Annotated in this window: 26 protein-coding genes; 3 read left to right on the forward strand and 23 right to left on the reverse strand. The window is 45.5% G+C overall.

The features are described 5' to 3' along the window. Window positions 1-5 precede the first annotated feature (5 nt). Genes ACFPOF_RS27190 through ACFPOF_RS27200 form a run of 3 tightly spaced genes read right to left on the reverse strand, consistent with a single transcriptional unit; the run spans window position 6 to window position 3398 of the window. Complete coding sequence (locus ACFPOF_RS27190; protein ID WP_378138507.1) at window positions 6-1181, reverse strand: ABC transporter permease; 1176 nt, start codon at window positions 1179-1181, stop codon at window positions 6-8. Further along, window positions 1159-1875, reverse strand: a complete 717-nt coding sequence (locus ACFPOF_RS27195) for an ABC transporter ATP-binding protein (RefSeq protein WP_378138508.1) — start codon at window positions 1873-1875, stop codon at window positions 1159-1161. The genes ACFPOF_RS27190 and ACFPOF_RS27195 overlap by 23 nt, the downstream gene beginning before the upstream one ends. After that, on the reverse strand, window positions 1875-3398 hold the full coding sequence (locus ACFPOF_RS27200; protein ID WP_378138509.1) for an efflux RND transporter periplasmic adaptor subunit: 1524 nt from the start codon (window positions 3396-3398) through the stop codon (window positions 1875-1877). The genes ACFPOF_RS27195 and ACFPOF_RS27200 overlap by 1 nt, the downstream gene beginning before the upstream one ends. A 281-nt stretch (window positions 3399-3679) precedes the next feature. Between ACFPOF_RS27200 and ACFPOF_RS27205 the strand changes: the two genes are divergently transcribed. Continuing rightward, window positions 3680-4381: a response regulator transcription factor gene (locus ACFPOF_RS27205; protein ID WP_378138510.1), complete on the forward strand. Its 702-nt coding sequence runs from the start codon at window positions 3680-3682 to the stop codon at window positions 4379-4381. After that, on the forward strand, window positions 4378-5817 hold the full coding sequence (locus ACFPOF_RS27210; protein WP_378138511.1) for a sensor histidine kinase: 1440 nt from the start codon (window positions 4378-4380) through the stop codon (window positions 5815-5817). Before ACFPOF_RS27205 ends, ACFPOF_RS27210 begins: the two co-directional genes overlap by 4 nt. A 7-nt stretch (window positions 5818-5824) precedes the next feature. Here the strand turns inward: ACFPOF_RS27210 and ACFPOF_RS27215 are convergent, their stop codons facing one another. The 18 genes from ACFPOF_RS27215 to ACFPOF_RS27300 all read right to left on the reverse strand — a co-directional run bounded on the left by ACFPOF_RS27215 (window position 5825) and on the right by ACFPOF_RS27300 (window position 16806). Beyond that, entirely contained in the window at window positions 5825-7837 is a 2013-nt protein-coding gene (locus tag ACFPOF_RS27215) for a copper amine oxidase N-terminal domain-containing protein (protein WP_378138512.1), read from the reverse strand. Between the two features lie 151 nt (window positions 7838-7988). Then, window positions 7989-8426, reverse strand: coding sequence for a GNAT family N-acetyltransferase (locus tag ACFPOF_RS27220; protein ID WP_378138513.1), 438 nt, complete (start codon window positions 8424-8426; stop codon window positions 7989-7991). 57 nt (window positions 8427-8483) lie between these two features. Further along, window positions 8484-8948 carry a VOC family protein gene (locus ACFPOF_RS27225; RefSeq protein ID WP_378138514.1) on the reverse strand — a complete coding sequence of 155 codons (465 nt, stop codon included), beginning with the start codon at window positions 8946-8948 and terminating at the stop codon, window positions 8484-8486. A 78-nt stretch (window positions 8949-9026) separates the two neighbouring features. Then, complete coding sequence (locus tag ACFPOF_RS27230) at window positions 9027-9512, reverse strand: RidA family protein (protein WP_378138515.1); 486 nt, start codon at window positions 9510-9512, stop codon at window positions 9027-9029. A 33-nt stretch (window positions 9513-9545) separates the two neighbouring features. Further along, window positions 9546-9995, reverse strand: a complete 450-nt coding sequence (locus tag ACFPOF_RS27235) for a VOC family protein (RefSeq protein WP_378138516.1) — start codon at window positions 9993-9995, stop codon at window positions 9546-9548. Window positions 9996-10012: 17 nt separating this feature from the next. Next, entirely contained in the window at window positions 10013-10468 is a 456-nt protein-coding gene (locus ACFPOF_RS27240) for a GyrI-like domain-containing protein (protein ID WP_378138517.1), read from the reverse strand. A gap of 16 nt (window positions 10469-10484) precedes the next feature. Beyond that, complete coding sequence (locus ACFPOF_RS27245) at window positions 10485-10871, reverse strand: VOC family protein (protein WP_378138518.1); 387 nt, start codon at window positions 10869-10871, stop codon at window positions 10485-10487. Window positions 10872-10899: 28 nt separating this feature from the next. Beyond that, window positions 10900-11286, reverse strand: a complete 387-nt coding sequence (locus ACFPOF_RS27250; protein ID WP_378138519.1) for a Rid family detoxifying hydrolase — start codon at window positions 11284-11286, stop codon at window positions 10900-10902. A 13-nt stretch (window positions 11287-11299) separates the two neighbouring features. Further along, window positions 11300-11683 (reverse strand): VOC family protein, encoded by a 384-nt coding sequence (locus ACFPOF_RS27255; RefSeq protein WP_378138520.1) that lies wholly within the window; start codon window positions 11681-11683, stop codon window positions 11300-11302. 26 nt (window positions 11684-11709) lie between these two features. Next, window positions 11710-12186 (reverse strand): GyrI-like domain-containing protein, encoded by a 477-nt coding sequence (locus ACFPOF_RS27260; RefSeq protein ID WP_378138521.1) that lies wholly within the window; start codon window positions 12184-12186, stop codon window positions 11710-11712. A 78-nt stretch (window positions 12187-12264) separates the two neighbouring features. Then, on the reverse strand, window positions 12265-12615 hold the full coding sequence (locus ACFPOF_RS27265; protein WP_378138522.1) for a VOC family protein: 351 nt from the start codon (window positions 12613-12615) through the stop codon (window positions 12265-12267). Window positions 12616-12717: 102 nt separating this feature from the next. Further along, on the reverse strand, window positions 12718-13179 hold the full coding sequence (locus ACFPOF_RS27270) for a GyrI-like domain-containing protein (RefSeq protein WP_378138523.1): 462 nt from the start codon (window positions 13177-13179) through the stop codon (window positions 12718-12720). A gap of 100 nt (window positions 13180-13279) precedes the next feature. After that, entirely contained in the window at window positions 13280-13525 is a 246-nt protein-coding gene (locus ACFPOF_RS27275; RefSeq protein WP_378138524.1) for a hypothetical protein, read from the reverse strand. A gap of 54 nt (window positions 13526-13579) precedes the next feature. Beyond that, window positions 13580-13852 (reverse strand): hypothetical protein, encoded by a 273-nt coding sequence (locus ACFPOF_RS27280; protein WP_378138525.1) that lies wholly within the window; start codon window positions 13850-13852, stop codon window positions 13580-13582. 17 nt (window positions 13853-13869) lie between these two features. Then, the gene (locus ACFPOF_RS27285) at window positions 13870-14262 is read right to left on the reverse strand and encodes an MmcQ/YjbR family DNA-binding protein (protein ID WP_378138558.1); all 393 of its coding nucleotides are present in this window, start codon (window positions 14260-14262) and stop codon (window positions 13870-13872) included. 193 nt (window positions 14263-14455) lie between these two features. Continuing rightward, a complete protein-coding gene (locus tag ACFPOF_RS27290) occupies window positions 14456-15418 on the reverse strand; it encodes an RNA-guided endonuclease InsQ/TnpB family protein (RefSeq protein ID WP_378138526.1) in 963 nt (320 codons plus the stop codon). Between the two features lie 186 nt (window positions 15419-15604). After that, window positions 15605-16066, reverse strand: a complete 462-nt coding sequence (locus ACFPOF_RS27295; protein WP_378138527.1) for a hypothetical protein — start codon at window positions 16064-16066, stop codon at window positions 15605-15607. 32 nt (window positions 16067-16098) lie between these two features. Continuing rightward, window positions 16099-16806, reverse strand: a complete 708-nt coding sequence (locus tag ACFPOF_RS27300) for an HAD family hydrolase (RefSeq protein WP_378138528.1) — start codon at window positions 16804-16806, stop codon at window positions 16099-16101. 716 nt (window positions 16807-17522) lie between these two features. On the opposite strand from ACFPOF_RS27300, the gene ACFPOF_RS27305 reads away from it, so the two are divergent. Further along, window positions 17523-17771 carry a hypothetical protein gene (locus ACFPOF_RS27305; protein ID WP_378138529.1) on the forward strand — a complete coding sequence of 83 codons (249 nt, stop codon included), beginning with the start codon at window positions 17523-17525 and terminating at the stop codon, window positions 17769-17771. A gap of 241 nt (window positions 17772-18012) precedes the next feature. On the opposite strand, the gene ACFPOF_RS27310 is transcribed toward ACFPOF_RS27305, so the two are convergent. Both ACFPOF_RS27310 and ACFPOF_RS27315 read right to left on the reverse strand, forming a co-directional pair. After that, the gene (locus ACFPOF_RS27310; protein WP_378138530.1) at window positions 18013-18624 is read right to left on the reverse strand and encodes a nucleotidyltransferase domain-containing protein; all 612 of its coding nucleotides are present in this window, start codon (window positions 18622-18624) and stop codon (window positions 18013-18015) included. A 250-nt stretch (window positions 18625-18874) separates the two neighbouring features. Continuing rightward, window positions 18875-19303, reverse strand: coding sequence for a hypothetical protein (locus ACFPOF_RS27315; RefSeq protein ID WP_378138531.1), 429 nt, complete (start codon window positions 19301-19303; stop codon window positions 18875-18877). Window positions 19304-19678 lie beyond the last annotated feature (375 nt).

Below are 19678 nucleotides of genomic sequence, written 5' to 3' on the forward strand. Positions count from 1 at the left end.
ACCTCCTATTCGAACCGCAGTGCTTCGATCGGTTTAAGCTTGGCTGCTTTGTTGGCCGGGAACATTCCGAACAGAACGCCGATCGCAACCGAGAAGACGAACGCGATAATCATAATATTGAGCGAGTAGACGATCTCCATTTTTAACGCCCGTGAAGCGCCTTGCGCCGCCCCTATGCCGACTGCAATGCCAAGTATGCCGCCGAGCCCGCTCAACACCATCGCCTCGATAAGGAATTGCATCAGAATATCTCGCCTCTTCGCGCCAATTGCTTTGCGAATACCGATCTCCCGCGTTCGTTCCGTGACGGACACGAGCATAATGTTCATAATGCCGATACCGCCTACGAGAAGCGATATGCCTGCAATACCGGCTAGCGCCAGCGTCAGCGTGTCCGACACGGAGGACAATGTACTGAGCGCATCGCTTTGGTTAAATACGCGATAACTGTTTGTGTTGCCCCGGAAGTGGGAAGCTAGCTCTTTTTCAAGCCCTGCAGCTACGGCGTCGATCTGTTCGGGTGTGTCAACTTGCACATAGATCGTCCGGACGCCTTTTGTCTTAAACAATCGCTCTGCAGATGTCTCCGGAATCATGACCACTTCGTCGTTGGAGCCGGTTGTCGAGCTTCCTTTGGAAGCAAGCACGCCGACGACTTTATACCGCGTTCCCTGAATGAGGATGTATTCTCCGAGTGGGTCCGCGAAGCCGAACAGGTCGGTCGCCGTTGTCGAGCCGATCACCGCCACCTTCTGGTAGACGTCAAGATCAATCTGGGCAAGGAACCGGCCGGAAGCCACCTCGTATTCCCGTACCGGCGCATAATCGGCGTTCGTGCCGATCACGCTCACGTCGACACTTTTCGTTCCGTATTTCACCGATGTGCTGGACGACGTAGTCGGCGCAAGGTATTTGATGCCTGACACTTTGTCCATCATCGCGACCGCGTCTGTTGCCTTAAGCGCGTTAGTCGAGCCCCGTCCCACGATATTCACCGTCAGTAAGTTCGTGCCCAAGCTTTGCACTTGTTCAGTGACCGATTTGGTCGCGCCTTGCCCGAGGGCGACAAGCGCGATAACCGCAGTCACCCCGATAATGATGCCGAGCATGGTGAGTAGCGAACGGAGCTTGTTGGACAAAATACTCTTGAGCGCCATCTTAATCGCCTGCAAGAAGTTCAAGTCGCCCCGCCCCCTCTTCATTCAGCCTTCCATCGCGTATCGTAACGACCCTACTCGCCTGCTGCGAGATGCTTGAATCATGGGTGATGAGCACTACCGTATGTCCCATCCCATTCAGCTCACGCATAAACCCCATGACTTCGGCACCGGTTTTCGTATCGAGCGCCCCGGTCGGTTCGTCGGCGAGCAGAATCGGAGGATTGCCGGCGAGCGCCCTTGCGATTGCAACGCGTTGCTGCTGTCCGCCGGAAAGCTCGGTCGGTCGATGGTGCAACCGTTCCTCGAGACCGACTTTCTTCAGCGCTTCTGCTGCGAACTCCCGTCTTTGCTTGGACGGAATTCCCCGATATATAAGCGGCAACTCTACATTCTCGATCGCTGTCATCTTTGCGAGCAAGTTAAATCCTTGGAAAATAAAGCCGATCTTCCGATTGCGAATATCCGCGAGTTTGTTCTCCCTTAGCTTGCTGACCTCTTCGCCGTCCAGCCAATATTCGCCGGACGACGGAGAATCTAAGCAACCGATGACATTCATTAGCGTCGACTTGCCGGAACCGGAAGGGCCGACGATGGCAAGAAAATCTCCTTTGTACACCGTCAAGCTCACTGCATCAAGCGCGTTGAGCATCTCGCCTCCCATCCGGTACGTCTTGCTTAAGTTTTCGATGCGGATCAACGTTTCGACAGCAGCCATTAACGACCACCACCCGACGTGCCGCTCCTATTCGCGGATTGCTGGCGGTTGCTTCCTTGACCTTGACCGCTGAATCCTCCCGCGCCTCCTGGGAATGCGCCAGCTCCGCCGAAGCCCCCGCCTATACCCGGGAATCCGCCCATTTGGTTGTTGGAGGAACTCGTGCTGGCAACTGTAGGCAGCACGACCAAGTCGCCCTCCTTTAATCCGGATACGATCTCAATATAGTCCTCGTTGTTAATTCCAACTTTAACCTCGACGCGCGATGTCGTTGTCGCCCCTGTCGTAGCTCCGCCACCTGGTATATTGCCCGGAGAGAAACCGCCGGCTCCACCGTTAGCCATAAATTGCTCGCGCATCGCCGCGCGTTCTTCTTCCGTCATGTTCTGGAATCGACTGGCGTTGCCTCCATTGCCTCCAAACCCTTGTCCACGCCGACCTTGGCTTGTCGTTCCTTGACCAGTCTCGCCGCCTTGTCCTTCGGGTACTTGTTGTCCGGATTGACCTGCTTGACCTGCCGCCCCTTGGTTCGGCTGGCCACTTTGAGCCGCCTGCTCGTTCTGACCTTGCGACGCATTCCCGTTCGCCGGCACCGCGCCAGTGCCTGTCCCCGTGCTTGCCCCAGGTACCATGACGTAATATTTTCCTCTCGCCGACTGCACGGCAGACACCGGCACATACAACGCATCCGCTTTCTGCGCGGTCATAATACTCGCTTCAGCGGACATGCCGACTTTCAAATCCTTCGCTGTGTCCAATTCAATCGTCACGTCGAACGATGCGACGCCGTTGCTGGAAGTGCCTTCGTCCGCGATTTCTACTACTTTGCCTGTGTATGAATTGTCTGGGAGCGCTTCGACGAGAACCGTCGACGCTTGGCCGACCTTGACTTTGGGTATGTCAAGTTCATCGATGCCGACGACCATCCTCAATTTCGAGTAATCGACGATTTCTCCAAGCTCCCCGTTCGGGTTCAGGCTGTCTCCTACTGCAACGCTGAACGTTGACAACATGCCTCCGATCGGCGCAACAAGAGGCGCGATGCCTTCATCGTCCTGCAACGAGCGAAGATCTTCTTCTGCCTGCTCGATATCGAGCTGCTGCTTCTGAATATTTAAAGCGATTGTCGCTCTCGAATCCTCATCCGCTTGTTTGTATTTCGATTGCATGTCGCTGAGATCCAGCTTCTTTTTCTTAATATCGATTTGTTTGCTTTTCACTTGGTTCGATCGATCTTCTTCCTTAAAAGTGACCAGTACGTCGCCTTTTTTTACGGTGTCCCCTGCTTTAAAGTTCACTTTGGCTACCGTTCCCGATGTACCCGCCTTTAGCGTCTCGCGTGCAGCCGGCTGAATTGCCCCCGTTCCGCTCACCTTCACTTCAAGCGTACCTTTGCGAACCATCGTTGTGTTCAGAGTTGCCGCGAGCGGCTTGTCCTTTTTTCCGTAAACTTCATATCCGCCCCAGGCGCCAGCTGCCAGAACGACCACTAAGGCAGAGATCCATATGCTCTTGCGATTCATTGCGACAATCCTCCTTTCCGCTCTGCCCTTTCGGAACGATGGTGCATGAAATCCGCCACGACATTGCCTCCCCCAAACTGAATATGGGCTCATTATGAAAGCGAAACCTTAGTCGAACATGAGACTCCGCTGAATGTTATCTGAAAGCGAGGTTAGGCGACACAAATGCGCCCCGCACATCTTTCAGCTTATTTTCAGCTTCCGTTCAGACAATGTTAAGCGCGTTCGACGATAATGGTGGAAGAGTCATCATCAATACGCAACCCGGAGGAAAGCCCGTTATGATACAACCGCAAGCAAAGCCATCCGGCCAAGGCATTAAAGTGCTTATCGTCGACGACGAACCGAACATCGTGCAATTTCTCGAACTGGGTTTGCTCAGCGAAGGTTTTCAAGTCGCCGCCGCGCTTGACGGCGCCGAAGCGCTTACCATCGCCGATTCGTTCGCTCCGCACGTCGTCATCCTCGACGTCATGATGCCGGGAATGGACGGCTACGAAGTGTGCCGCAGGCTGAAAAGCGGCAAGCCGGTCTCTGTTATTATGTTGACCGCCAAGGAACACGTCGACGACCGTGTGAGGGGGCTATCGATAGGGGCCGACGACTACATGCCGAAGCCTTTCAGCTTCGAAGAGTTGCTCGCCCGCATTCAGGCACGCGTTCGCAACCAGTTTCCGCAATTGCTTGACGAAATCGCGATTGGACCATTCACCGTTAACGCTACGCTCAAGGAACTTCATTACCATGGCCGCTTGCTCGAACTATCGCCGACGGAGTTCGAACTGCTGAAACACCTGCTTTTCCATCACGGGCATGTGCTGAGTAAAAGCGTTATTTTGGATCAAGTGTGGGGATACGATTTCGGAGGGGAAGAAAATATAGTAGAAGTATACATTCGATCGCTTCGGGACAAGCTTAACGACCGTGAGCACAGGGTTATCCGAACGATCAGGGGCGCGGGTTACCGCATCGACCTCATATGAGATCGCTACGTTCGCAACTGCTCGCCCGTCTGCTGCTTATTCTCGCGTGTTTGTTTATCATCGTCGGCCTCGTCCAATTCGCGTTTATGGAACGTTTTCTATACCAGAACCGCGCCGCTGCCGTCCAAAGACAAATCCAATCCGTGCCCGGCGAGCTATGGGAACGTTTTCGCTTATCTATTCGAAGAGGTCCGCAAGATTCGTTTCTCTTCTTCCCTTCTGCATCCGTCTCTTTTATTAATTTGCAAGGAGAACTTAACGTGCTGTCTCCGCAAGGCGATGCGACGACTTCCAATCAAGTCCCGCATTTAGACCCTCAGCGGTATGAAGAAGCGATGAAAGCCCCCCGTCAAGCCAAGGCCTCCTATCGGATCGTGAACGAACCCGGCATCGGAGAGCAGCTTGTCGTCCTTCAGGCTGTCAGAACATTTAACGGCATTAAAGGCGTCGTTCAAGTCAACATGAGCACAAAACCCTTGAAAGCCGAACTTTACCCGCAGTTGCTGCTGTTTGCAGGGCTTGCGCTTGCGGCGATTGTCGGCGGGCTGCTCACCTTCTTGCCGGCCATCCGCAGAACGTTGACCCCGCTATCCCGAATGATCGACACCGTGGAGCGAATCGACTCCGGCAAATTGAACGAGCGATTGCCCGAGCCCGGCACGCCATTGGAGATCGACCGGCTATCGCATTCGTTCAATCGAATGCTCGAGCGGCTGGAGCACTCTTTCGAGGCGGAACAGGAAGCGAAGGAGCAGATGCGTCGGTTCGTTGCGGATGCTTCTCATGAGCTTCGGACGCCGCTCACATCGATTCACGGTTTCCTTGAAGTGCTGCTTAGAGGCGCGGCGACGGAGCCGGAGCAGTTAAATCGCGCACTCTACAGCATGCTCGGCGAATCGGAACGGATTATCAAGCTTGTGAACGATCTACTCCAACTGGCGAAGCTCGATCAGGGGCCAGCATTGCAAGCGGAACTGGGCGACCTAGCCGAACTTGTCCGGCATACGGAAGCACAGTTGCGTATTCTTGGCGGGCAGCGACAAATAGAGCTCGACTTGACTGAACAGGCGTTCGTTCCTATAGACAAAGACAAGGTAAAGCAGGTGCTCCTGAATTTGTTTCAAAATGCCGTGCAGCACACCGATCCCAAAGAAGGCCGAATTCGGGTGTCCGTCCGAAGAACGACGACGGGCGCGACGCTCTCGATCGAAGATAACGGATGCGGCATCGCGGCAGAGCATCTTCCCCATCTATTCGAACGGTTCTACCGCGTCGACGCGTCCCGAACGCGCAAACATGGCGGAGCAGGCCTCGGGCTGTCGATTTCTCGTTCTATCGTAACGCTTCACGGCGGCTCCATAACGGCAACAAGCCGCCCCGAGGAGGGCAGCTTGTTGGTCGTTGAGTTTTCATTCGGAGATCCGTCTTTGCGTTGATTCGCGATTATGGCTCGATGTTCTCGAGCGGCGGCTCCGTCGCTGGTTCCGGATCCGGAATCGCCCCTGGCGGTTCTGGATAGAACAGCAAGTTGATCGGCAAGTTGCTTCCCGGGGCGGGAGTGAACTGAATCGTGACCGATTCGATCGAATCTCCCGTCCTGTACAGCATCGCGCCTTCGTTATTGTTCTGTAAATAGCCGGTATTCGTCGCATAGACGAGTTTGCCATTCACTAGGAACGCTCCCGCGTAGTAACCGCCCCTGCCGTTCACGACAATCGCCGTGTGCGGCTGCACCATGTTCATTCGAATCGTATACACCGCTCCATAGTTCCCTGAATTGAGCACAGGTGTGTCGGTCGTTTTGTCGATGCCAGACAAACGAGTGTCGATCGAATTGTCGGCCAGAACCATCCGGCCTTTCACATCCCCAATCGTACGATTGACGATCATCATTCGATTCGCATCATCGAACGTGCCTCTGACATGCGCCACAACAGGCAGCACGCTTAAGCTCGGCAATGTTGCGAACACGTTGCGGTCAGCATTCACGACGACGACTTTAATGTCCAGAGGCTGGTCAAGGAACACGTCCGCCAAACTTGCGTACACGTCCCCAGGATCTAACGTCTTATCGCTGACCGCAGGAACAAGAATGCGGGTTTGGCCAGCTGGGATTGACACCGTCGACGACTTCGGATTTAATCGAGCGTCTAAGTATTTGGCGGAGACGGACCTTGCGACGTTAGGCACGTACAAATTCGGACCGCCGATGCCGACCGGACCAATCTTAGCTGTCGCATCGGTGGCGTTGTTGTTCGTTGCGACGATATATATTTTCACCGGGACGTCCCGGCCGTTAGCGTTATGGGTCATAAACCGCACGTTGCCTGCAACTTGATCCGCGTAATAGATACCCTCATCGACAATCGTCTCCGGACTGTTCGAACGGACAAGCGTTACTCCCTGATTCATAATATCGTATGGAATGAGCGAGTAATTAAGCACGTCTTTTCCGGGCAACGGGAATTTGTCACCGATGTCGGTATATAGCAAATGGAACGACTCTTCGGGGTACAGAGTAGCGTCAGAAATCGTAATCGTCTTCGAAATTTCGCTTGTTTCTCCGTGCGCGTCAGTTACGACCAGTGTAATCGTCTGCGGTCCGGGCGTGAAAAAACCTTTCTGCTTGTTCGTCCACTTCCGATTCGTAATCCAGTTCTCATCATCGGTGCTGACGTCTTCGTAATGGATCAGTTCGCCCATCTTATAGACGTCTTTGTCCGTAGAGAAATCGGCGACAGGCGGCTGATTCGGTGGCTTGACATTGATTGTTACCGTGTAAGGTTCGCTCCACAGCCCCGCTTCGTCCTGAACCCAATGCGTAACTTTAACGGCACCTGCCTGTTCGAACATGGAATAATTGTTCTCCCAACGTTCAGCGACAATCTTGTAACCTCTCGGATGATAAGATAAATCCTTGTAAGATACTTCGCTTTGTTCCGCGTAAGGCTTTAAGTTCGATACTTCGAACTTCGCGATCGGCTTCATCGACCAACTTAACGTCAGTTGCTTACCGCCCTGTGCCGTAATAAGCGATAAGCCAAAACCATTTGCAACCGTACGAATTGGCACCATCAACGTGCCGTTTAATACGTATGGCGCTCCTTGCGCGCCGCTCTTCGCTTTCCCATCCAGCGTATATGTCGTCTTGCCAACGGTGAAGGTCATCGTCTGCTTGCTAAAATTCAGCTTGTAAACTTTGGTCTTCGCGTCAAACGAGATCGAACCGGACAGTTCCTTCATGAGCGCCTTCGCGGCGACATACGTGACGCCGTTCTTCATCGTTAGCGGCTGGGGCGAGGTCGAGGCCACACCGTTATGTACCACTTTCTTGGATTGCTGGACGAGAACAATTTCCTCAATTCCCGGTGCGGCCGCAGCGCTTGGGCGTGCGGGCAAAGACAAGGAAACAAACAACGATAATGCGGTCACTGCCGAAATCCAGTTTTTCTTCATTTCCTTCTCCATTCTGCCGATTCTGTCGAACGATGCCGAATCGTTCTAAGTAAATAACGCAAGAAGATAGAGAAGGTTGCTCCTTTGTTTGAATTTAAGGCAATCTTAATAAAAGCCGAAGGCATTTTCGCCCCCGGTTCTTCTTGATCGCTTATAAAAGCTTCTTCATTCGCACGTGCTGGATGCCTGCATCCAGGAACGGCTCGTCTGATATCGTGGTATAACCGAGCTTTGTGTAAAATCCTTCAGCCGAGCACTGCGAGTCAAGCACCGTGGCCACGTAACCCGATCTCTTCGCGTCTTCCTCCATGGCAAGCAGTAACTCTTTACCAACTCCCAGGCCCCGACATTGCTTCAGCACCGCGATTCGTTGCATTTTGGCAATACCCTGCTCCAACGTCTTGTACCTCCCGGTCGCCACCGGCACTTCATCATTAAGAGCCAGAAAGTGGCTGCATGCTTCCAGTGAAACGTCGTATTCGTCCATTTCCAGTTCCCGTGGAACCCCTTGTTCCTCCACGAACACTTGCAGACGGATGTCGAACGCTTGCTTTAACTGTTGTTCCGATTCAATTTTGACGATTTGCATCTTTCAAATTCCTTTCCTTTCAGTGCATCTGTATGTTTTCCTTGAGTGATTTCTCAATTATGGTTGCCAAACTTCCCATATGTTACCGTCGGGGTCAGCGAACGTTATGTTTGGACCGCTTGTTATACGCTCTCCTAAAATATTTACTCCGTTTTCCTTGAGCCGCTTAGACAATTCTTCAATCCGCGGGGTGATGAAACATGCGATTGCATGAGGTCTATCATTCTCCAACGACCATGAAAAACGTAATCGCCCGCCTGCTTCGTCCGATTGGTGGAGGAACAGAGCAGGTACAACTTGCCTTAAACCAGGCGTAGGCAGATTCCCATTGCGATCGGGAACGTTCAATACAGCCGTCGCCATTCCGGGCTCAACGCGGTCACTGCTCGCAGGTTGGTAACCTAAATTCTTCTGATACCATTTAATCGACTCGTAAACATCATCAACCGGTACATAAATACAAGTGATACCCGTAATATCTTCCAAGGTTTCTACCGCATTGATTTCCTCATTTCCCTTCATTTTCGTTTCCTCCCTACTTGATTGAATATGCTTCTCTCATAGCCTTAGACTAACCCGAGCAATTTTACGATTCTCGCATTATTCAACTTCAAATATGGAGTCTACAATGATCGGGAGATTATCTCGGACGGAGACGGCCCCAAAGACAGATCTTGCATGTACCCCTTTACCTTCAAATACTTCAAACATCAAATCTGAAAATCCATTAAGCACTTTGTGGTGCTCTTCGAAATAAGGTTCCGCATTTACAAACCCCTGAACTTTGACTACTCTCTTTATCCTGTCCAACGATCCCAGTCCATCTTTAAGTACCGCGAGAACTTCGATCCCGGTTTGTCTTGCAAATTCATACCCTTCTTCAGTCGTATAATTACTTCCAAGTTTCCCCTTCGGACTTCCTCCAGGTCCTTTACCTGAAACGAACATCAAACCGTTTACAATCACAAAGTTCGTATAGCTAGCTGCTGGATTACTTGCTGCCGGCAATACAATGCCAAGCTCCTCTAAGCGTCTGTCAATTGAATTCAAAAGGGTCCCTTCTTTCCATTCAAATATTCTTCTCATGATTAAACTCTACACCATCTAGTTTGCAAAATATTATCCCTTTCGCTTTACAAAGTCTTCTTTATATTCATATTTCGAATCCCATATTGACCAAGCGGCTTCTAATAAATTCCCTTCATTATCTCTGAAATAAAAATACTTAGCCTCACCGGTCCCTAGAGTATGTAAATCTTCTACTATTAATCCTTTGTCCTTAAGTAATTTATGTGTGAACTCGATATCAGGACAATTAATCGCCATAATCGGAAAAGGGTTCCCATTCCTTGTGATTTCCAATTCTTGTTTATCTTTTGTTTCGATGAGAAGTAAAGCAATAGAGTTTTTATGAGGATGATGCAACACTGCAATATAAGAGCCTCTGTCTTGAAACTTATTCATCAGTTTGAATTCCAGATTCTCTGTGTACCATGCAATTGATTCATCTATTTGCGTTGTTGGCACATATACGTAGCCAATTCGTGAAAATGCGAATTCTTGACTCATTGGTAACACTCCTTAAGTTATGGATTGCTAGTTACGATTGGTATATAAATGACCGCATTATTAAAGTGTTGATCTTCTCCAAATTTAAATACTTCTAGCGCTAATGATTTTGGATTATTTTCAAGACCATTTTCTTTTAAGTACTCATGGCCTATTGCATATGGATCCTGATCAGATGATCTTACTTTAATGTATCTTTGACGTGGGACATGGAATCCAATCATGCCTTTGGGAACATCGATATTGCTTTCTACTTCCATGGAATAAATGTATGTAAACAAAATATCATTAGCAAAGTGCGGACAAACGTATTCCTCCTTATTAAGGATTCCTTTTATCTCTTTTCTTCCTTCCAGAAAAAGTCGGTTCGCTTCTTTCATTCTTGCTGAATCAAAGTTTTGGAATACATTAGTCACTGGAACTCCGATAAAATACTTATCTTCTAGCGTAACGATTTCGATATGTGTCTCCATTAGGTCACTCCCAATTTTAATCAATCAACGACTCGCCAAATCCAATTGAATATCCGTCTGGGTCTTGAATCGCGAATTCTTTCATTCCATATTCCGAGATTCTTAGCTCAAATCTAATCGATGCCCCTCTGGACGTAAATCTATCATATAACTCCTCAACTCCTTGAACCATACAGAACAAATCAAGTGCTTCCGGCCCATGAGTTGGATAGTTAGGTCTGATATTATCTAAATTCCCGGTTTCATGGACAATGAATTCAAGCCCATCAAGTTGTACAAATCCAAAGGACTCATTGCATGAGAATCCAAGCTTAGAGTAGTAATTCAATGTGTTCTGACGGTTTGTTGCAAAAAAGATTGCAGCAGCATTTAGGATTGAAGGTCTATTGTTCTGAATATCCAATATTTTTGCCTCCATTGTTAATAATCACTTACTGAGCCTGACTAATAATTGCTATTGCATCTATTTGAACCATGAATCCTCCCAATTCCACTCCATATATCGTACGAGCTGGATAGGGCTCCTGAAAATACTCTTTATATATCTTATTAAAGTCGTCAAACCCTGCGCCTTTCCCCAGTAGAACGGTTACCTTTACGACATCGTTTAGATTAGAATTGGCAGCTTCTAATATTGCCTTTAGGTTATCTAACGCCCTTCTTGCTTGTTCATCTAATGTTTGGCCAACTAATTGACCTGACTCAGGATCGAATGGACCTTGTCCCGCTACAAATATTGTATTCCCGTTCTTTATTGCTTGAGAGTATGGCATTCCACCTGGATGCTGGGCCTTATTAGTAAAAATAACTTCTTTCACTTGCCCACCTCGTTTACTTATTTAACTGAATGACTCCCCACATGTTTCCGTTTATATCGAAGAATTTTAGTACCCATCCAAATCCTTCATCTTGATACAATGTAATTTCAACATCCTTTGATTTCAAATGATCATGTAATTGGTGTATTTGCATTGTGTTATAAAGTAGTACTGGCATTGTTTGTCCATGAAATGAAAAGTTCGCATTTGTATCTTCTTTTGTTTCCCATATCATGAGCATGGGACCTTCTCCCAAAGTTAAAAAAGCATGATGATTTTCTGACGACTTCCCTGTTAATTTGAAGCCTAGATTAGAAACATACCAATCAATCGATTCATCTAAGTCTTTCACAGGAATTTGCATGTGTTCTAGCTTGGTTAGAAAGGCCTCATTCATTATAGGCAACTCCTTTGGCTTCTTAGTTATTTTAAAGCCACGTACATATCGATCTCATTATCTGGGCTTTCCGGTTTGTATCTCTCATCCCAAACCTCAAAATCATACCCTTTCGGTTCCTGTCCATGTTCGCGTATCCATTGTCCGTACAGATAATCATATGATCGTCCCAGTTCTGACTCGAGACCCTTGTGTGTGTATGTTGCGTATTTACTTTCAGGGACTTGATGGCTCACCATATCAGATGGGACCGCATCATCTTCACTGATTTCGTAGCAAAATATTTGGGTGAATCGGTCGACCCTTGGATTAAACTCTGGCTTCATCGGGTAAATTTGCATTAAAATCACATTCTCATTCATCTTAAAAGGAATCTCATCCTTCCTCGATATCAAAGAATCATAAGCATTCTTCCCAATACCCGATTCTAATTCATCCAAGTTTGCCTCAATTCTAAGACCAACAACTGTGAACGCCGGTAATTTTACTTCCTTCGCTTCCAAGATCATCATCACCCGTCAATTTGATTTTTTGCCGCAATTCACCAAAAAAGGACCCGCGGCGCAGATCCAATTTTCACATCATTTGTTCTGAATTAATCCAATACCATTACCTACGGGATCAACTAAATAAGCTAAATAGAAATGGTCAAACTCCATCTTATCTCTGACAACCTGAGCACCTAATTCAACTGACTTTTTTATTGATTCTTCAATATCGTCCACTTCAATTTGGATTCTTGTGCCATGGGGAAAGTCACTTGGCCCTTTCGAAATTCCACCGTGTATTCCTGGTTTTTTATCGTCACCTGTTGTTACGGGGTAGTAACCCCAGTTGGGCTCTGCAATCTCCCACCCAAACACTGATGAATAAAATGCTGCTGCTCGTTCTGGATCTTGACTGCTTAAATCAAATAGAACTACTCTCCCCATTATGAGCGCCTCCAAAAATGGAATTAAGTTCAAGTAGATATTAGCAAACATACGTTCTCGTGTAAACAGAAAATTGAAATAGACTCTTCTTTTCTCGCCAGTTTACTCTTCAACAGGCAACAACACTTCCACTTCTTCCTCTAACGTTAATTTCTCGGGGATTGGAAATTCATACCTTTCTACAAACAATGTATCTGGCCAGACTTGTTTATGACCATTTTCTTCAATCCAACTTCCTAAAAAATCATAAATCGATGCCATGTTTTTAATCTGACCAAACGCACTGGCGTACCTTCCCTCGATGGAAAGAAGCTCGCTTCCCTCAGGCAAATCTTCAGGCATTTCGTTAACAATAACCCCAACATAAAAAAATCCTTCCACATGTTCTGGACCACGTTGGGGCTCATACAAAGCTACTGTAGTGTCAGTTCGTGAAGGGATTTGATTCATTTTTGTCTTTAAATCTTGAAATGCATTTGCAACAAGAACATGATACTGATCAAATCTTCCTGAATGCTTATATCCAATTGCATAAAAAGAGAGATTAGTAATCTTTCCTTCCATGAACTCACCTCTTCGATTAATTGTTTGTGTTCAGATGTTGCCGAAGCGCTTACATTTTACAAACAATTCAACTTGATTATCCGTCATCACTGGGATCTCCTTAAATGACTACTTCCCTAATTCCCGTTACGATGTTAGGGTTCATATTGTTTGGATTTAAGAACTCATCTTTATCCCGTTCCATGCCATCATAAGAGAGCCACTGATACTTCCTTATTCCGATTAATTCGGCCACTTGGTAGGCTGGTGTTAATTCAAATATCTCTGTGAAATCATCGATATTTAATAGTTTTGCAATCTCAAATATAGTTATTTCGTTTTGTTTTTCCGGGTTCTTGTTTATCAATTCTAGTAGTTTATCTTTGTTTGCAGTTCTAAAATTGTGATCGACCTCCTCGTCCTAACTACATTCATATTGAAACACTCTATTTGCTCCTTCAAAAATATCAATAGACCAACAATGATCTTCTGCAAATATGTAGTGGACTAATGTTCCTTCATTACTTGTTATCAATTTCTTATTTTCCTGAAATGTATCTCCCTCGGGCAAAATTGTTACCCAATTATTTTCCTGAGGATACACAAAGCCTTTAACTCCAGCCCTCTTCAATAAACTAACCCCCTCTTCCTGGTCATTCGAATGCAAATGATAACTTTCGCTAAATTCACTCATTTTTGCGCCTCGCTTTGTTATTTTTTCCTAATCATTTCCCTATATTTCTTAGGTGCTCTGTTAAGATAAGCATCTTCGATCACTCCAGACACATCTGACCAATCCACATTTCTATCCAGCCTCATCCCTACCCAACCCAAATGTCCAACGTATGGCGGTCTGAAGTATATTTCTGGAGTTGTCTCCATTAATAAGGTTTGAACGCCATCAGGCGCTGAACACCAAAGAGCAATTCTTTCATCACCATGATGGTTAACACGATATTGTACAAATGATAGTTTGTCATTTATAAAAAAAGTCGGAGCACCATGACTTGTTCGTTCACTTGTACCGGGAAATGAAAGACATAAACTTCTGATCACTTCAAAAAGAGCCTTATGGTCTGGCGATTGTTTAAATAATTCTTCCATGTCCAACTTTCAAAACACCTCCTGAAAATTAATCTTGCAAAACACCCGTCATTAACCACTCATTTTGACACTCCACACGGCTAAAGCCGTGGGATTCTTGGGTAGTTAGCGCACTCCGTTCATTTCTGCTTCGTGCAACTCCCAAGTTCAAGGCTGTGCCATCAGCCCATCCTAGAACAGTGCATATAGCATCCTAGGCTGACAGACTGTTACCATCTGCCACAGGTTGTCGCATGATATTGATCGCTCCAACCCGATCACGGTGCGCATGAAACCCGCATGAACACCTGTACATTCGGTCAATCGCTTTGTTTCGCTTCCCGCATATCGGGCACGTTTGCGAAGTATAGGCAGGATTTACTTCTATCACCCGAATACCTGCTAATGCCGCTTTGTATGCGATAAATCGTTGCAATTGATAGAACGACCAGTTGTGCAAGTTTTTGGCGTTTTTACGACTTGTTCTTGTCGTCTGGCGAATGTTCGTCAGTTTCTCGACCTTGATGACCGATACTTGTTGTTCTTTCGCCATGTTCACGATCTGCCGGCTGATTTTGTGGTTTTGGTCTTTCATGTAGCGCTGTTCCTTGTTTCGTTGCTTGCGGATGGCTGACAGTTTCTTCAGTTTCCCCAGCTTCCTTCGATGCGAACTGTATTTACGGCGGATAGTTGCATCGCCGACCGCTTGTTCGTTTTGCATTTCGACGGAAACCTGAACGTACCATTTTCCCGATTTCTCGACGACCTTTAAAAGCCCACGTTTTCCGCTTGCCAGAAGGTGATTCTCACGTTCAGTCATACGGGATGCGACCCTGAGCCGCTGTACTTTCCCATCCATCATGACCGGGAATGCGACTGTGCTGCCGTCAATCGAATAATTTTGATTGTTCACGTAGTAGGCTCTACGCCTTAAGATCGGACGTTTCCCTTGCTTTTTCGTTTTCTTATGGATGCTACTTGCATCGCGAATGACTTGATTCCGTATCGCTGAAGGCAGGTTAGCTCGAATGTCTTTTGATGTTAGTTTTGGGAATGTCCCGGCACATTCTGCTTGCATGGTGAGTACATTTACGGTGTCGATATAAGCTGTCCCATGTTCGCGCAACAATGCGGGCTCGACGGGAAATATGCGAATCTGAACCGTTACGGTTTGCATCTATTCACCTCCCTCAGGAACATTATACCAAACAAATGTTCGCATCGAAAGGATTGTGATAAAATGATGTCGTTGGCTGCTGCATAAAACGAGAACAGCAAAAAATGTAGGACAATTAAGCTGGTCTGCGGACAGCCCTTGTCCTACGTCGATTCATCCCAAGCCTAAAGGCAAGGGCTTTCTCGACTAAAGTTCGGAAATTTCATCTTTTGAAATGAACCAAACACTTTTATACCCAGTCGGTTTATAAATCAAATCCTTAGCCCGCAAAACATCACTCATGCCGAATAGAGGAGAAGTATTTCTAATTACTAATGATGTTGGATACGAACTTTCGTAAATCGACTTTTTTGTTTCCTTATGCCTTAATAAATTATTTAAATTATCTAAAAATTTATCGAAAGTTTCTATCCCATGTGTTCTATTATTGGACCTGCCTAATAACATTTTAGCTTCCTCAGAATCGTAAAATAAGTGGGCAATCTCAAGGCCAAGTAAATCACCATTTTTGTTCTTTAGGACAAAATCTGGACTCTCACGTCTTTCTACGATTTCAAATTGATCAAGATGATTGATATTGTAGAGCTTTAGAAATATTTCGGCGGCTGCATTTTCCAAGGCGTATTTCTCTTCATTATGATTATTCATCGTGTCTCCTTTTTTTGATTAATTTGAGTAAATTACTTCTCCGAATCCACATCTGACTCCTGCCGAGCCGAGGGGTGAATCCCTGAAATGGTTGCAAGAATTCCTCTAATTTCAATCAGGTTCTTTATAATAAAACAATCCTTTGAAGGTTTGTCAAAATAATTACCTTCTACCCAAATCCCTTTCATTCCCGCGTTTATGCTTGCCTCAACATCATGAATTGGATGATCCCCAACAAAAATTGCTTCCTTCGCTTCTATTCCTAGACGGACTAATGCCCTTTGAAAAATCCCTATATTGGGTTTCCTTATACCCTCAATCTCCGATATTAATATCTCATCAAAATATTGAATAATCTTTAAACCTCTAATGTTATTCATCTGAAATCTTTCAAAGCCATTTGATATTATTCCTAGCTTTATATTCATGCCCTTTAAGTAATCTAGAATTTCGAATAGTCCCGGGAAACCTATACAATGGTTTTGAAAAGACTCTACATAGTCATCTAATAAGTCTTGCCAATATAAGTCTATATTTAGTTCTTCTAAAAGCTTTTGATAGACTTTATCCTTCCAAACATATCCCTTTTGATCCAGTTCAATGAATCTTTGAATAAAAACTTTCTTATCAATCCGATGAAGCTCTTGTATACGATTATATTGATCTTCAAGAAACGCGACCAAGGATTGATCTCGGTCTAATAATGTTCCATCTAAATCAAAAATAACGCCTTTTATCATGGTTTTCGTCCTTTGGTGTATGTCATATAACTTTTTTTGTATTCACGATGTCCCACTGACGTTTACCAAAACCCTGATAATAGAATTCAGAAAATCGGCGTCTCACTTTACTCGAATTTCATAATCACTAATGCTTGGGATTGTGGAGGTTTGTAATTTCTACTGACCCGAAACAAAATAAGCCCCGTGAGCCGAAGCTTCGGGCAATTCTGTGCTCTAGCGGAAAAAGCACATGTCTGTGTGAATGCACTGACCGTACAGTTATCTCCCCCATAAACTAACCGGGTGATGAAACATCACAATAAAAAATTGGTGGTGATATCCGTGGGTTATGGTGTTGGTGGTGTAGGTACTGGATCTTGTAGCGGCTATGGCGGTATGCAGGCCGCAGCATTCGTACTTGTACTTTTCATTCTGTTGGTCATTATCTTACGTGCTGGAACTGGGATCTACTAAGAAGGTATTACCTCTCTGTTTTCTCCACGTCCCTCTGCCCTGCTCCGTGTGAACGTGTCGGAGAATACAGTCATCAATTTCCCGCCAGCCAATCGGCCGAGCGGGGATTTGTTTTTTATACACGAAAAAAAACACCAGCCGAAGCCAACGGGCTTCTCTAATTTTCATTGTATAGATGCGGATTAATGATAGACCTGTGTGAAAGCACTGGCGGTATGCTTAACCATTCATATTATAGGAGTGGGAATAATCACTTTATAATGACAGGTGGTGATGGTGAACATATGGCAGCTCCGAAAAAACTTCTGAAAACAAAATCTGCTCAAACAAAACCAAACAAAAATAAAAAGAATGTCCATACTAGCACGAGAAAGCTTAAAACCAAAAAATCTGTGAGTACAAAAGCCTTTTTCCCGTTTGGATTTGAACGTTTTGAGCCATTCGAACGATTCGAGCGTTTTGAGCCATTTGAACGTTTTGAGTTTTTTGAACCATTCTTTTTCTTTTAACGAGGTTTCCGGGATTTCTTCTAAACAAACTCACATTAATAAAATCCCCGCTCAGTCCCGTGACTGGGCGGTTTTGTTTTAGGTAAACAAAAAGCCCGAGAGCCGAAGCCATGGACATTCCTATGTTTTAGCGAAAAATGCACATGTCTGTGTGATTGCACTGACCATATATTTAACCCCCATAATCTGACAGGGTGACTGCCGGACCGAGGGGCGAATGCCCCGAAGCGTGAACATGGTGTTATAAGATATCCCCGCCTTCTTCGAATACACGAGCAAGTTCCTTTATCCAGTCCTTATTTCCATTGCTTATTATCATGCTTTCTAATAACCATTTCTTTAATTGATCATCATTCATTCGTTCTATATAGATCTTAAAATCATGTTCGTCTTCGATTCTTGTACTTAGGCTCTTAAATAATAATTGCCATGCTGGATTTACAAACGGTCTTTCAATACTGCCTTTAATAAAATTACTGATGTGCATTGTTATATTTCTATTCTTTCTAAAGATAACTTCATCACCGATTAGTTCTGTTGCAAGTATTTCAAGGAAATCATTACCCTTAAATAAATGCAAACAATATCTTGGCAATTCCAAGTCGCTTATCTTCTTATATGGTTCTAATCGACTTTCTCCAGGTACTGCTACATGAATATCCCAGTCTTGAAAATAAGAAATTGCATATTCAATATCACTTCTAAAAATACAGATATCCATATCTTTATGTGCCCGTGTAACTTCATCTAGAGCTAGATCAATTGTCCAGCCTCCTGCTATAAACCAAGGTCTTTCAAATGATTTCATCAATAATTCAATTTTATCGAGTTCAGAAGAGATTATAACTGTCACCACTTTATTTGCACTTTAAGCTCTTGCGGGGATTTCTTATAACGTTCATGTGTTCACGACGTCCCACCGACTTAAGGCGACGAAGTCGCCGGGCGCAATGCGCTTAGTCGGTGCGGATGTGTCCGGCTGATTCCACTTCCCCGCTATTGCCAATTACTTCTTCGAACCATCATCTAACTCCTGCCGGACCGAGGGGCGAATGCCCCGATGCGTGAACATGGTGTTATCTGATGCCACAGACTTCTCTGAGTTACTTTCTAATCCATTCACTTTGAATATTCTTATTTTTGTAGTCGAGATTGTATCTAAGTTTATTCCCATTCTCTAGAAGTTCTAGTTTATTTCTATATTCGTCTTTAACATGATCATCATTTTCTTCTGATATTTCTTCAATAAAAATATGTATCACAATATACTGTTTTGGAACATTAATTTCTTCAATGGTGAATTCGCCTTCCGAGTACATGTCTGATTCTTCTACCCCTACGATCTCTATGTTATCCTTTAGCTCTATGAATGTTTGTGTATCATCAATACTAAACCATTTTCCCATAAATTTATCTACTAGACCTTTTTCTTCTTTAGAAACTTGATTTTTTGAAAAGGAAGATGTATCACTGCTACAAGACATTAATAGTATTGTGAATTGAGTTATTATCAAACACTTTAAAAGTTTCATATTTTTTTCTCCGATCTTGTGCACTTGTGTGGTTCCAGATAACGTTCATGTGTTCACGACGTCCCACCACCTTAAGCCCAAAGGGCGGCCGCGATGCGGTTAGGTGGTGCGGATGTGTCCGGCTGAATTCACTTCTCTGCTACTGCCAATTGCATCCTTGAATCCACATCTGACTCCTGCCGGACCGAGGGCCGAATGGCCCGAAGCGTGAACATGGTGTTAACTGATGTCGCCCTCTTCCTGTAAAACCTACAAGCTTACTTCTTCTTTTCCTACTTTATTAATGTAAGATTCTTTAGACCATTCTTTTCAAACTCTATTTCATATTGTTCTTCTATTTCATACATTCGTTCTTTATGTTCTGCCTTCAAATTA

This window comes from Cohnella soli (assembly GCF_042655525.1).
GTDB classification, from domain to species: domain Bacteria; phylum Bacillota; class Bacilli; order Paenibacillales; family Paenibacillaceae; genus Cohnella; species Cohnella soli.